This window comes from Orenia marismortui DSM 5156, from assembly GCF_000379025.1.
GTDB lineage: Bacteria > Bacillota > Halanaerobiia > Halobacteroidales > Halobacteroidaceae > Orenia > Orenia marismortui.
In genome coordinates this window covers 716109-730592 of sequence record NZ_KB900617.1, presented here as the reverse complement: position 1 = coordinate 730592, position 14484 = coordinate 716109, and the positions used below count along the sequence as shown (strand labels likewise).

Below are 14484 nucleotides of genomic sequence, written 5' to 3'. Positions count from 1 at the left end.
GGAGGGCAATTAGGTTATGACTAGTAAAGCTAGATTAAGAGTTTCATCAGGGCCTCATATTAGAAGTAAAGAATCGATATCCAATATTATGTATAATGTAGTATTGGCTTTATTACCTGCTACTTTAGCCGCAGTATATTATTTTGGTATTCAAGCATTGGTATTAATTATAACCTGTTCTGTTACAGCTATTATAACAGAGTGGTGTTTTCAGAAAGCAAGAGGAATTCCAGCAACTATTATTGATGGTAGTGCTTTATTGACAGGACTACTATTAGCTTTAACCTTACCTCCGCAATTACCAATTTGGATGGCTATATTAGGAAGTGTTATAGCTATTGCTTTAGGAAAGCAGGTTTTTGGTGGGTTGGGTTATAATTTCTTTAATCCAGCTCTTGTAGGACGTGCTTTTTTATTGGCTAGTTTTCCAGTAGCAATGACTACTTGGAAGATGGTTGATGTAACATCATCTGCAACACCTTTAGGTGGAGATCCAAATATGATTGCAATTAAGGACTTGTTTTTAGGTAGAGTTGCGGGGTCATTAGGTGAGACTTCTGCTGCAGCTATTATTTTAGGTGGATTATATTTACTTTACAAAGGTTATATTGATTGGAGAATCCCAGTGGGTTATTTAGGAACAGTAGCATTATTAACTACTTTTGTTGGTAAAGGTGGACCTGTTTTTCATCTATTAGCTGGAGGACTTATGTTAGGAGCCTTCTTTATGGCTACTGATATGGTTACTACTCCTGTAACTAAGAAAGGTAGATGGATCTTTGGTATTGGATGTGGAATTTTATTAGTAATTATCAGAGTTTATGGAGGACTTCCTGAAGGAGTGTTATATTCTATATTACTAATGAATATGTTTGTCCCGATTATTGATAAATATACTCTACCAAGGGCTTTTGGAGAGGTGAAGATAAATGGGTAAAGAAAAGATAGATGTACGGCTTATAATCGTATTGACTTCGATTATGATCATTTCTGCTTTAATATTAAGCATTGTTTATCAAGGAACTAAACCTTTAATCAAGGAGCATGCTGCTCAGGCTAAAAAAGAGGCTATTTTAGATGTTCTTCCAGGAGCAGTAAAATATAAAGAACTTAAAAAAGGTGGATTGGATTTATATCAAGGTTTAGATGGCTCAGGTAATCCTGTTGGGGTAGCTTTTCAACACCAAGGTAATGGATTCCAAGGTACTATTATTTTGATGATTGGAATGGATATTGCTAATGAGAAGATATTAAAAGTGAAGGTTTTAGATCAATTAGATACACCTGGATTAGGAGCTAGAATTTCTGAAGAAGAGTTTAAGTCTCAATTCCAAGAGAAAAGTTTTGCAGATGCATTTGTAGCTAAAGAGGATGTGGATGCAATTGCAGGAGCTACAATTTCTTCTCAGGCAGTAAGTGATATCTTAAAGAATGCTATTTATAAAGTAGAACAGGCTTATGGTGGAGGTGAGTAATGTGCTAACCTTATGGAAAGATTTTGTTAAAGGGTTATGGAAAGAGAATCCTGTTTTTGTAATGTTGTTGGGGATGTGCCCAACTTTAGCGGTAACTAATACAGCAACTAATGGATTAGCTATGGGATTAGCAACTAGTTTTGTATTATTAGGTTCAGGAATTGTAAACTCATTGGTAAAGAAGTTAATTCCTGATGAAGTTAGAATTCCTAGTTTTATTGTTATTATTGCTACTTTTGTAACGATAGTTGATTATTCAGCTAAGGCTTATGTACCTACAATTGCTGAATCTTTAAAGTTATTTATTCCATTAATTGTAGTAAACTGTTTAATTTTAGGTCGTTCTGAATCCTTTGCTTCCAAGCAACCTGTACATCGCTCTATTGCTGATGCTTTGGGAATGGGTGTAGGATTTACTTGGGCTTTGACTTTCTTAGGTGTTATCCGTGAGGTGATCGGTTTTGGAACTGTATTTAGAGGAACAGGTATTGAGATGCAAGTGATGGGCGAATGGTTTCAACCATGGTTGATTATGGTCTTGCCAGCAGGAGCCTTTTTAACTTTAGGTACAGTATTGGGTATTATAAATTACTTCAAAAATAGAGCAGCTAGTGTGAAGGTAGATATTCAAGATTCTACTGGAGAGAGTTGCCATACAGTATAATTCAGTGACAAGTGACGAGTGACGAGTTTCTGCTAGTACAAGGTAATGAATATGCTAATGGCTAGTAATTAAAATGTAAAAAGGAGGTTGAGAGATGGGCGATTTAGGAGAATTATTTAGTAGTTTAGTAATGATTTTCATGACTGCAGCGATAACTAATAACTTTATCCTATCTCAATTTTTAGGGATTTGTCCTTTCTTAGGAGTTTCTAAAGAAGTACCAACAGCTTTTAGTATGGGCTTAGCAACAACCTTTGTAATGACTACTTCTGCTGTTTGTGTTTGGGCTGTTAACTCTTTTATTTTGGTTCCTTTAGGGTTAGGATATTTAAAATATGTGGCTTTTATTTTGGTAATTGCTTCATTTGTACAGTTGACTGAGATGATAATTAAGAAGGTGAGTCCACCGTTATATAAAGCTTTAGGTATCTTCTTACCGCTAATTACAACTAACTGTGCTATCTTAGGATTGGCGCTAATGATTCAAATGAATAATTATAATTTTATTGAGAGTACTATCTTTGGATTGGGAGCAGGTGCTGGATTTACCTTAGCAATTGTATTGATGGCTGGAATGAGAGAGAGATTAGAATTTGCTGATGTACCAGAGCCTTTAAAGGGAGCTCCTATTACTTTATTGATTGCCGGTTTGATGGCTATGGCTTTTATGGGGTTTTCAGGACTTTAAGAGCAGTGACGAGTGACAAGTAATGAGTGAATAGTAAATATTACTTGTCAACTGTGACTGATATACGGAGGTGTAATAGATGGATTTAGAGATATTTAAGAGTGCAATTCCAAGTATGGGGATATTAGGTGCATTATTTGCTGGTGGACTGGCTTATTCATCAGTTAGATTTGCAGTAGAAGAAGATCCACGTAAAGGTGAGATAGAAGATGTATTGCCAGGGGCTAACTGTGGTGCTTGTGGTTATCCAGGCTGTTCCAGTTTTGCTGAGGCTGTAGTGAAGGAAGAAACAGTTTGTGATGGATGCCCAGTAGGTGGTGTAGAAGTTGCTGAACAGGTTGCTTCTATTATGGGTATAGATGCAGGAACTGCTTGTGAAGAGAGAAAAATTGCTCAGGTCTTATGCCAAGGTGGACGGGAAGAGACCTTTGCTAAGGCTGAATATCAAGGTATTCCTAAATGTAGTGCTGCTAATATGGTTGCTGATTCCAAGTCTTGTTCTTATGGCTGTTTAGGTTTTGGAGATTGTGTAGGTGTTTGTCCTTTTGATGCTATTTATATGAATAATAATGATATTCCAGTAGTAGATACCGATAAATGTACTGGATGTGAGAAGTGTGTAATAGAATGCCCTCGTAATATTATTGAGCTAAAAAGTAATACAGAAAAGATAGAGACAAGATGTAAATCTGTTCTAAAAGGAAAAGAGGTTAAACAGGTTTGTGATATTGGTTGTATAGGTTGTACTCTTTGTGAGAAGAAATGTCCAGTGGATGCTATTGAGATGGAGGATAACTTAGCAGTTGTTGATTCTCATAAGTGTATTGGATGTGGTGTTTGTGTTAATGTATGTCCAACAAATGCTATTTTAGAAACTCCTTTTGAAAGTATAGAACTTGATGAAGTAGAAAAAGAAGAGGTATTAGTAGTAACTGATGACTGTGTAGGCTGTACTCTTTGTGCTAAGAAGTGTCCAGTAGATTGTATTACAGGTGAAGCTGGTGCTAAGCATGAAATTAACACTGAATCTTGTGTGAAATGTGAACAATGTATTAAGGCTTGTCCAAAGGATGCAATTGAATATCAATAAATAATAAAGAATCAGCTATTTAGCTGATTCTTTATTATTTATATCCTTTTTTCTTTCTTTACTATTTTTGATTTATTTTAAAATAATATGAAATTATATTGTTATTTTAACAATATTTAAAGTTTGATTAAGCTTTTATAAAGTTATAAAATGATATTATATTATTAATTGAATATTAAGGGGAGTTAAATAATGAGTCAAACTACTGGAATTATCCTTGAAGGGATACCTGCTACAGGAAAGAGTACAATTATTAGTGAAATGCTAAGTAGATCTGAAATCATAAATCGAGATTTTATGTCTTTGTTTACATTTGGAGAAGATATTACTCAAAGGGTGTTGGAGAGGAAGGATAATAAAGGTAAAATTACTAAAGATGATAATCTGAATTTATTAAATGATATATTAACTCCTTTGGAGAAGTATAAAATATATTATCAAAAAAGAGGTTGGATAGGAGATAAGAAAGAACATAGATATGGATTTATTTTAGAACGATTCCATCTTACCCATGCTAATTATTTTAGTCATATGGGCTGGGAAGATGTGATTGATGTTGATCAACGTTTACTAAAGTTAAATAGTAAGTTATGTTTTTTAACTATGGAAAAGAAGGTTATGGAAGAAAGAATAATACATAGTAGAGGAGAAGAATGGAGAAAGTATATATCTAGATTTGCTAATAGTAATAAAGAGATAGTAAATTATTATTATCAGCAACAGCAGAATAAAAGGATGTTAGTAGATAGAAGTAGTTTGCCAAAGCTTATTTTAGATACAAGTACAAAGAATTGGGGAGAGATTGTAGATGAGATTATAAGTTTTTGGGGTATTTAAGCTTATAAATTAATAATTATAATCTAAGATATGCAAAGTCAAAGCACATTATCTTCCCTTCTTAATAAAATATATTAGGAAAGGAGGGAGGAGTATGGAGTTATTTTCTTTATTATTCTTATCTATAGCTATAAGCATAGATAGTCTATTGTATGGAATGATTTATGAAATATCTAATATTAAATTAAGGCTAATAGTTTATGTAATGTCATTCTTATCTGGTTACTCTGTCTTAATATGTCTAGGTTTATTTGGGCAAATTTTAACTTATTTTTTTCCTGTTAGTTTGGCTAAGGTAATTGGAATTATAATATTAATTATTTTTGGATCAATTATTTTAAAAGATATCATTGCTTATAATCGAGGTATAATAAAAACTGATTCTCCTAATAAAAGTGGATATTATCAATTAGGGACTAAAGCAAGATATATTAATTTTTCAAAATTAATATATTATCCTTCTTTAGTTAAAGAGAAGAAAGAATTTGGTTTTTTAGATGGGCTTATATTGGGGTTAGTTATGAATTTAGATGGTGCAGTCATTAGTTTGGTTGCGGGAATTACTGGAGGAAATATATTTGTTATTTCAATAATCTTTATTATATCGTGTTTTATAGCTTTTAAAATCGGAAGAGTATTAATAAAAAAGGATTATATTAATAAAATTAATTATATTTCTATAGATACGTGAATTTAATATGCAATTTAATAATAATATTGCAATATTTTAGGTGCTAGTAGTTAGGTTATAGGGGTTAGTGAGTTATTTCTAACTGCCATTTCCTAACGTCTAATTCTGAAACATCGCTTTAACTACTTATAATTATAAGTAGTTAAATTGATAGAAAAGTATATTAAGTTTGCCTCTCCACAAGGCAATCTTGCGTGGATTCCTTATTTCTAGAAAGGAGCTTATTTTTTTCTTAATATCAAGTATTAAGTAAAAAAAGAGGTCTTAGAGTTTTTCCAAAGGTCTACCTACGAGTTTCTAATAAAAACTCTTCGTGATAAATCCAATCCCGTACACCCTACGGTATGTTTAGCACGAAGAGTCTTGATTTTTAGGCTCGAATGTTATTTATTACAAAGTGGTTTTTGCTACTGATTCCTACCACAACTCTATATATTCAGTTTTTAGGGTTACCTTAATTGGGAATGGTTTATCATAAATCAAGAGTAGTATCTATTGTTGGTGTTTACATCCTGATCCTACAAGTCCTATCGGACTTTTCGTGGTAAAGACTGCAATCCCATCAGGTTTTATGCACAAATCTATAACAATTAGCTTATAGTCATGTTATAATTGTATGTAGTTGTACTTGAAAAGCGATTATTGCTCTATTTTAGCTCCAAGTTATAGAATGATAGATAAAAATTTTATATTTAGTGTTTATAAAGGGGTAAATATTGTTATAATATTGAAGGAGAGTTTATATTAATGAAATTCATTAAAAAACAAATTAACTTAGCTCTATTGGTTTCAGGAGCTATTATATTACATATTTTAGAGTTTATGTTGCCTACAACTATGATCTTTCCAGGCGCTAAATTAGGTTTGGCAAATATTATTACTCTTTTTGTTATATTAAAGTATGGTTTTATTAGTGGATTACAAGTTTCTCTTTTAAGGATAATCATTTCTTCTGTATTGGCAGGGACTTTTTTGACAACTAGCTTTTTTTTGAGTTTGACAGGTGGTTTATTAAGTCTTTTAGTTATGAGTCTATTTTATTATTATAGTTCTAAATTTAGTATAATTGGTATCAGTATTTTAGGAGCAGCTTCTCATAATTTTGCTCAGGTACTAATGGCTGCTACTTTAATTGATAATTGGAGATTATTGTTTTATTTGCCCTATTTATTGATCTTATCTTTACCAACGGGAATATTTGTGGCTCTGCTTATTATTAAGTTGGAAAAATATTTAAAATTTGATTTGTTGAATAAGAAGGAATTTGAGACTAATTAAAGAATTAAATAGCTGGGGCTAATTATAGCCTGTTTTGGAGGAATAGATATGAAGAAGTTTATATTAGCTTCTGCTTCCCCAAGAAGGAAAAAGTTGCTAGAACAAATAGGTATTGACTTTAAAGTAACAGTAAGTGATGTTGATGAATCTAAAATTAAAGAAAAAGATTGTCGAACTTTAGTAAAAAAACTATCTTATCTAAAAGCAAAGAATGTTTCTAAGAAGGCAACTGGCGTTATTATTGCTGCTGATACTATAGTTAATTTAAATGGAAGAATTCTTGGTAAACCAAAGAACTATAATGAAGCATATCAGATGTTATCTGATTTAAGTGGCAACAAGCATCAAGTTGTGACAGGAATTACTATTATAGATGGAGATAATGCTTTAACTGATTACAAAGAAACAACTATTACTTTTAGAGAATTAGAAGAAAAAGAGATTGAAGCTTATATAGCTACTGGTAGTCCTATGGATAAGGCTGGAGGATATGGAATTCAGGATCAAGGGGCTATCTTTGTGGAAGAAATTAATGGCTGTTTTTATAATGTGATGGGATTATCATTAGTAAAATTAGTAGAGATGCTTAAAAAGCTTGGCGTAAAGGTGAGTTTGAGCTAATATGAGCAAGTATATAACTATTAAAGATATGCCACTTGAAGAGCGTCCAAGAGAAAAATTAGTGAAGTATGGCTCTGAGAAATTATCTAATGCAGAACTGTTGGCTTTAATACTGAGAACAGGGTTTCAGAATAAGACTGCATTAGATTTAGCAAATAATTTATTGATAGCTTGTGAAGGAATAAATTGTTTAGCAGAATATAGTGTAGAGGAGTTACAAGGTATTAAAGGGATTGGAGTAGCTAAAGCAACACAATTAAAGGCAGTAGCAGAGTTAAGTAAGAGATTGGTTAATTCGAAGGTGAATTTAATCAAGGTTACTTCTCCCCATGATGTAGCAGATATTTTAATTCCTAAGTTAGGTTATAGTCATCAAGAAAAATTCCTAGTTGTAGTTCTTGATACTAAAAATCAAATTATAGGACTTAAGGAGATTTCTAAAGGAAGCTTAAATAGTTCTATAGTACACCCACGTGAAGTTTTTCGTTATGCGATAAAAAAGAGTAGTGCTTCAATTATTTTAGCTCATAATCATCCAAGTGGTGACTTAACACCTAGTTTAGAAGATATAAATTTAAGTAAAAGGTTATGTGAGGTAGGGAAGATAGTTGGTATTGATGTTTTAGATCATTTAATTATTGGTAAAAATGAATACACTAGTTTAAAATCTAAAAAATTATTTTAAACTGTAATTGTGAAAGGGGAATATAGTTATGGTAATGAATTTTTTTACAGCTCCATTTTCTAGAGATATGGGAATAGATTTGGGTACTGCTAATACTTTAGTATATATTCGAGGAAAAGGAGTATTAATTAGAGAGCCTTCAGTAGTTGCTATTCAAAATAATTCTAGCTCTAAAGAACAAGTACTAGCAGTTGGAGATGAAGCAAAGAAGATGATAGGGCGTACACCAGGTAATATTGTCGCTATTCGCCCTATGAAAGATGGCGTTATAGCTGACTTTGAGGTTACAGAAAAGATGTTAAGGTATTTTATTACTAAAGCTCATAAGCGCAAAAGATTAGTAAGGCCTAGAATTATTGTTTGTGTACCTTCTGGAGTAACAGAAGTTGAAAAAAGGGCTGTAATTGATGCATCATTACATGCTGGAGCAAGAGAGGCTTATTTAATTGAAGAACCAATGGCTGCTGCTATTGGGGCAGGGTTACCAGTTCATGAGGCTACAGGTAATATGGTTGTAGATATAGGAGGTGGAACTACAGAAGTTGCAGTAATATCTTTAGGTGGAATTGTAACTAAAGATTCTATTAGAGTTGGTGGAGATGAGCTTGATGATGCTATTATTCATTATATTAAAAACACATACAACTTAATGATTGGAGAAAGAACTGCTGAACAGATTAAAATTTCTATTGGCTCAGCTTATATTGATTCTAATTCTGAAATTTCTTTAAATGATTCAATGGATATTAGAGGTCGAGATTTGGTAAATGGCTTACCAAAAACAATTACAATTACTGCAGAAGAGATTCAAAAAGCTTTAAAAGAACCAGTTAATGATATTATTAGAGCAGTTAAAAGTACTTTGGAAGAAACACCTCCAGAATTATCGGCTGATATTATGGATAGGGGAATTGTAATGGCTGGAGGAGGATCATTATTGACTGGATTAGATAAACTTATCTCTAAAGAGACTGGAATGCCAGTATATTTAGCTGATGATCCTTTAGATTCTGTGGTTTATGGTACTGGTAAAGTGTTAGAAGAGTTAAATAATCTAAAGAATGTTTTAATTAAGCCCAAAAGATTATCTTAATTCTGCTTTGAATTTACTAAAAAATAAGAGTTAAAATTAAGGTGGTAAATGTGTTTGAATCCTTTAAAGAACACCACAAAAAAATATTAATTATTGTATTTGTTGTAATTTTGATTAGGTTTATTAATTTAGTAGGGACTGATAGAGATTATAATAAAGTAGAAGGTCTAGCAATTGACTTATTAAAACCAGCCTTTGTTATAGTGGATAGGGTTAAAGATTTCTCTAAAAGTACTTTTAGAGTTGTCTTAGATTATCAAAGAGTAAAAGAAGAGAATGAAGCACTAAAAGATAAGTTAGATCAAATGTCTTATCTTCAGCAGCAAATGGAGAAAATTATCAGGCAAAACCAGAGATTAAGAGAGTCCTTGAATTTCAAAAAATATATTCCTTACAAGATAGTAGGGGCTTCAGTTATTGCTCATAGTGCTGATAATTGGTCTAATGTTTTGATTGTTGACCGGGGGAGTAAAGTAGGAATTAAACGTAAAATGCCTGTGGTAGCTAAGAATGGTTATCTAATAGGTATTGTCCAACAAGTTACTGCCCATACTTCACAAATTTTATTAATTAATGATAGTAATTTTGTAACTGGCGGATTAGTTCGAAGGGATGAATCGCGAGATTTAGGTATAGTAAAAGGACAAGCTCAGGATAATAGATTGATCATGAATAATTTATCTTGGGATGCTGATATTAAAATAGGTGATATTATTGTTACTTCTGGTTTATCACAGTATTATCCTAAAGGACTACCAATAGGAAAAGTTATATCAGTAAGTCCTGATAATTATGGTTTAACACAATTAGCAATGTTAAATCCTTTTGTTGAATTTGATAAGATTGAGGAAGTATTAATCATTACCGATTTTAGTACTAAGAAGAATCTACTAAAGCCTTTAGATGCTTATCCTGAATTTAAAGGGGATGTAGATTGATGGTATATTTCTTATATGGTGCTTTAGTTTTAGTTCTCTTTATTTTACAAACGGCTCTTATTCCTTCTAATTTATTTAACAATACTATACCAGATTTATTATTAATTATAGTTACTCTTTTGGCTATTAATCGAGGGAAGACAGCAGGTGGAATTTTAGGTTTTATTACTGGTCTATTGCAAGATTGGTTTTCTGGTGGTCTATTTGGAATTAATGCCATTAGTAAAACTATTATAGGTTATTTATTTGGATTTCTTAAAAAGAATATTTACCCAAAGAATATATCAGTGCCTCCATTAGTAGTTGCAATTGCTACTATATTTAATCAGCTATTAATTATTATTTTTAGTGACTATTTATTAACTAAAATTTCTATAGAAGCTATGATAAAATCTGTTGTTATACCATTATTAATCTATAATTCAATCTTATCCATAATTATAAATTTAATTATTAATAAGATTGATAATTATTTAGCTAGGAGGAACTCTTCAAGATGAGTTATAGTAGTGACAAAAGACTAATTAAATTTACAATTATCATAGCATTAATTTTTCTTTTGTTAATAGGCAGGCTTTATTATTTACAAATTTATAAAGGGGATATTTTTAAAGAGTTATCTGAAGGGAATAGAACCTCTCTGAGATCAATTAGTGCTCCTAGAGGGAAAATTTATGACCGTAATAAAAAAGTTTTGGTTTCTAATAAGCTTGCTTACACTTTATCTATTATTCCCAATGAAGTTGATGATGTAGATCTTCTTTTAGATAAATTAACAGAACTTATTAAATTAGACTATCAGTCTATTAAGGATAAGATTAGTAAATCAAACCCTCAGAAAATACTTAGATTAAAAAGGAATATAAGTCGTGAAGAGTTAATCTTATTAGAAGAGTATAAAAGTGAATTACCAGGAATTATTTTAGAGAAGGTACCTATGAGGGAATATGTTTATGAGCAATTGGCTAGTCATGTTTTGGGTTATGTAGGAGAAATTTCTGCTAGCAAATTAGATAAGTTAAAAGGACAGGGTTATGATGTTGGAGATGTTATTGGTAAAACAGGTTTAGAATTATACTATGAAGATTATTTGCAAGGCAAAGAAGGAAAAGAGTTAGTAGAAGTCAATAATGTAGGTGAAAAAGTAAGGACTTTAGGTATTGAAGAGCCAATATCTGGTTACGATTTAGTTCTTAATTTAGATTATGACTTACAAAGTTCTGTCGAAAAGATATTAAAAGATCATCTGGATTTCTTATCTCAAAAGGCTAAAAGTGATGAAGATATTAGTGAACCTCCTAGAGGTGGAGCTGTTATTGTGATGAATCCTGATGATAGTAGTATTTTGGCGATGGCTAGCTTACCAGAATATGATTCTAATGTGTTTGTAGGTGGGATATCCCAAAAAGAGTGGAATAAATTAAATACTGATCCGAAAAAACCAATGTTTAACAGGGCAATTAGAACTAGTGCCCCATCGGGTTCAATCTTTAAGTTAGTAACAGCTACAGCAGGAATGGAAGAGTTAGGGATTAAAGCTGATACTGAATTTTACGATCCAGGATATTATGAAACTGGTGGAGTTAGATTTAATAACTGGGCAACTGCTGGTCAAGGTAAATTGAGTTTTCTTGAAGGGATCGCTTGGTCAAATAATACTGTTTTTTATAAGATTGGACATCAGTTATATAATAAAGATAAAACTATATTACAGTGGTATGCTCATCAATTTGGTCTAGGTAATAAGACTAATATAGATTTAAAAAATGAGTCTGAGGGATTGGTACCAGATCCAGAGTGGAGAAGAAACTATTTTAAAGATCGGGTAGATAAGATATGGTATCCTGGCTATACGATTAACTTATCGATTGGACAAGGTAACTTAAGAACTTCACCTATTCAGTTAGTTAATTTAGTTAGTGCAATAGCTAATGGTGGCCAATTATATCAACCTTTATTAGTTGATAAAATAGTCGATAAAGATGGTAGAGTAATTAAAGATTTAAAGCCTAAGCTATTAAATGAATTGCCTGTTTCTAATAATACTTTAAAAATAGTTAAGGAAGGTATGAAGGGAGTTACAACTTATGGTACTGCAAGAAGAGCCTTTGAGGATCTTCCTATTAATGTAGCAGGTAAAACAGGAACAGCTCAAACTGGTAAAGGCAGACCAAACCATGGATGGTTTGCAGGGTTTGTACCCTTTGAAAAACCAGAGCTTGCAATAGTTGTGTTTATTGAATATGGATCTTCAAGTGCTAATACATTACCGATAGCAAAAGAAATTATTCAGGATTATTTTGACTTGGAATTAACAGATAAAGATTCTTAGAATCTAAGATAAAGTGTGTGATTGACAGCTTATATAAATTCAAATGGTAGATTTAGCATATATCATAGAATGTTAATTTAATTGGTAGTCTAGGAGGAAGAAATATGCTAAGTAGTGGAGTGATTTTTAAAGGTGATCTAGAAGGTCTTATTATAATTCTAAATGATCAATTAGAATTTAACAGTATAAAAGAAGAATTAAGAGATAAATTTATTCAAGCAGGAGATTTTTTTAATGATGATATGATAGTTAAGGTTAAATTAGGTAGAAGAAGATTATCTACTGAAGAAAAAAAGGAATTATTAAAGATATTTAGAGCCCAGGGAGGTATATCTGTAATAGAATTTATTAATAATGATAATAGTTTTGTTGATGCTCAAGAAGAAGGAGACACTTTATTAGTTAAGCGCACAATTAGATCAGGACAGACAGTGAGATTTCAAGGGAATATTGTAATTTTAGGCGATGTTAATCCAGGAGCTGAAGTAGTAGCAGAAGGTGATATAGTAGTTATGGGCCATTTTAGAGGCATTGCTCATGCTGGTGCAAATGGAGATGTTGATTCCACTATATCTGCTTTTAGATTAGAACCGACCCAACTTAGAATTGCCAATTGTATTAGTCGTTCTCCTGATATTCCTCCAAACTCTCCTGGTACTCCAGAAATTGCATTTTTGAAGGGCAAATATATCATTATAGAATATTTGAGAAAGTAAAGGGGGTAATTTTAATGGTTGGAAAGGTTTATGTTATAACATCAGGCAAGGGTGGAGTTGGAAAGACCACTACAACTGCAAATTTAGGAACAGGTTTAGCTAAGTTAGGAAAGAAAGTAGTATTAATAGATGCTGATATTGGTTTGAGAAACCTGGACGTCGTATTAGGATTAGAGAATAGGATTGTATATGATATAGTTGATATAGTTGAAGGTAACTGTCGATTAGACCAAGCTTTAATTAAAGATAAAAGATATAGCAGTTTATGTCTTTTACCTGCTGCTCAAACCAGGGATAAAACTGCAGTGAATCCTGAACAAATGGCTGAGTTATGTAATCAACTAAAAGAGGATTTTGATTATGTTTTAGTTGATTCCCCAGCTGGAATTGAGCAAGGTTTTAAAAATGCAATTGCAGGAGCAGATGAAGCAGTTGTAGTCACTACTCCAGAAGTTTCTGCTGTTAGAGATGCAGATAGAATTATAGGAATGTTAGAGGCTGAAGGGGTACATGATCCTCAATTAATTGTTAACCGAGTTAGAATTGATATGATTAATAGAGGAGATATGATGGATATAGAGGATATGATTGAAATTTTGGCTATCAAATTACTAGGAATAGTGCCTGAAGATGAGAAAATTGTGGTCTCTACTAATAAAGGAGAACCTGTAGTTTTAACAGATAACTCTAAATCTGGGGAAGCATTTTGGAATATTACTAGAAGAATTGAAGGTGAAGAGGTACCTTTAATTAATTTAGAAGAAGGCCTATTGAGCAAATTAAAGAGAATAGTTGGCTTGAATTAAATAGTAATTGTTTTATTATTTAGGTTAAAATAATAAAAGGGATTTATATAGTTAGGATATTAATATTACTAGGATTAAAAATCTGATTATTATAATAGATTAATTAAATAAACTTATAGGAATTACCCTAGGATAAACCCTTGTTAAAATAAAGATAGGTTTGGGGGAGGGGAAAAGTTTGTTAGATATGATGAAAGGCCTTTTTAATAACAAGGAAAATACAACAAGTAAGGATTTAGCTAAAGAGAGATTGAGGCTAGTCTTAGTCCATGATAGAATTGGTGTATCACCAGAACTGATAGAAGAAATGAAAGAAGAATTAATAGATGTAATCTCTAAATACTTAGAGATTGATGATGAAAGAATAGATATGGAACTAGATCGTCAAGATAATTCTGTAGCTTTAATAGCTAATATACCAGTTAAGAGTTTGAAGAAGAGATAACTGTTATTTTATTTATATATTTTATTCAATAATTGGGTTAAGAAGATAAGACCAGGTTAATTAACCTGGTCTTAATCTTTAGTGGACTAATCTTAATTGATATTATATAATTTATTAATGAACAG

Annotated in this window: 17 protein-coding genes; all 17 read left to right on the top strand. The window is 31.8% G+C overall.

Annotation, left to right across the window (positions count from 1 at the left end; genetic code table 11):
• Positions 1-16 precede the first annotated feature (16 nt).
• The 17 genes from OREMA_RS0103305 to minE all read left to right on the top strand — a co-directional run bounded on the left by OREMA_RS0103305 (position 17) and on the right by minE (position 14359).
• Positions 17-937, top strand: coding sequence for an RnfABCDGE type electron transport complex subunit D (locus OREMA_RS0103305; RefSeq protein ID WP_018247863.1), 921 nt, complete (start codon positions 17-19; stop codon positions 935-937).
• A complete protein-coding gene (locus OREMA_RS0103300; protein WP_018247862.1) occupies positions 930-1475 on the top strand; it encodes an RnfABCDGE type electron transport complex subunit G in 546 nt (181 codons plus the stop codon). Before OREMA_RS0103305 ends, OREMA_RS0103300 begins: the two co-directional genes overlap by 8 nt.
• Before the next feature lies 1 nt (position 1476).
• Positions 1477-2139 carry an electron transport complex subunit RsxE gene (gene rsxE, locus OREMA_RS0103295; RefSeq protein ID WP_018247861.1) on the top strand — a complete coding sequence of 221 codons (663 nt, stop codon included), beginning with the start codon at positions 1477-1479 and terminating at the stop codon, positions 2137-2139.
• Between the two features lie 94 nt (positions 2140-2233).
• Entirely contained in the window at positions 2234-2827 is a 594-nt protein-coding gene (rsxA, locus tag OREMA_RS0103290; protein WP_018247860.1) for an electron transport complex subunit RsxA, read from the top strand.
• Between the two features lie 79 nt (positions 2828-2906).
• Positions 2907-3917: an RnfABCDGE type electron transport complex subunit B gene (locus OREMA_RS0103285; RefSeq protein ID WP_018247859.1), complete on the top strand. Its 1011-nt coding sequence runs from the start codon at positions 2907-2909 to the stop codon at positions 3915-3917.
• Positions 3918-4109: 192 nt separating this feature from the next.
• Positions 4110-4754: a hypothetical protein gene (locus OREMA_RS0103280; protein ID WP_018247858.1), complete on the top strand. Its 645-nt coding sequence runs from the start codon at positions 4110-4112 to the stop codon at positions 4752-4754.
• A gap of 94 nt (positions 4755-4848) precedes the next feature.
• Positions 4849-5445, top strand: a complete 597-nt coding sequence (locus OREMA_RS18165; protein ID WP_018247857.1) for a hypothetical protein — start codon at positions 4849-4851, stop codon at positions 5443-5445.
• Between the two features lie 747 nt (positions 5446-6192).
• On the top strand, positions 6193-6723 hold the full coding sequence (locus tag OREMA_RS0103270) for a Gx transporter family protein (protein ID WP_018247856.1): 531 nt from the start codon (positions 6193-6195) through the stop codon (positions 6721-6723).
• A 48-nt stretch (positions 6724-6771) separates the two neighbouring features.
• Entirely contained in the window at positions 6772-7344 is a 573-nt protein-coding gene (locus OREMA_RS0103265; RefSeq protein ID WP_018247855.1) for a Maf family protein, read from the top strand.
• Between the two features lies 1 nt (position 7345).
• Positions 7346-8029, top strand: coding sequence for a RadC family protein (gene radC, locus OREMA_RS0103260; protein ID WP_018247854.1), 684 nt, complete (start codon positions 7346-7348; stop codon positions 8027-8029).
• A 28-nt stretch (positions 8030-8057) separates the two neighbouring features.
• Positions 8058-9122, top strand: coding sequence for a rod shape-determining protein (locus OREMA_RS0103255; RefSeq protein WP_018247853.1), 1065 nt, complete (start codon positions 8058-8060; stop codon positions 9120-9122).
• Between the two features lie 50 nt (positions 9123-9172).
• Positions 9173-10060, top strand: a complete 888-nt coding sequence (gene mreC / locus OREMA_RS0103250) for a rod shape-determining protein MreC (RefSeq protein WP_018247852.1) — start codon at positions 9173-9175, stop codon at positions 10058-10060.
• Positions 10060-10560: a rod shape-determining protein MreD gene (gene mreD, locus OREMA_RS0103245; RefSeq protein WP_018247851.1), complete on the top strand. Its 501-nt coding sequence runs from the start codon at positions 10060-10062 to the stop codon at positions 10558-10560. Before mreC ends, mreD begins: the two co-directional genes overlap by 1 nt.
• Positions 10557-12392, top strand: coding sequence for a penicillin-binding protein 2 (gene mrdA, locus OREMA_RS0103240; protein WP_018247850.1), 1836 nt, complete (start codon positions 10557-10559; stop codon positions 12390-12392). Before mreD ends, mrdA begins: the two co-directional genes overlap by 4 nt.
• Positions 12393-12496: 104 nt before the next feature.
• Positions 12497-13108, top strand: a complete 612-nt coding sequence (gene minC, locus OREMA_RS0103235; RefSeq protein ID WP_018247849.1) for a septum site-determining protein MinC — start codon at positions 12497-12499, stop codon at positions 13106-13108.
• A gap of 14 nt (positions 13109-13122) precedes the next feature.
• Positions 13123-13914, top strand: a complete 792-nt coding sequence (gene minD, locus OREMA_RS0103230; protein WP_018247848.1) for a septum site-determining protein MinD — start codon at positions 13123-13125, stop codon at positions 13912-13914.
• A 178-nt stretch (positions 13915-14092) separates the two neighbouring features.
• Positions 14093-14359: a cell division topological specificity factor MinE gene (gene minE / locus OREMA_RS0103225; protein WP_018247847.1), complete on the top strand. Its 267-nt coding sequence runs from the start codon at positions 14093-14095 to the stop codon at positions 14357-14359.
• The last annotated feature ends 125 nt before the right edge of the window (positions 14360-14484 follow it).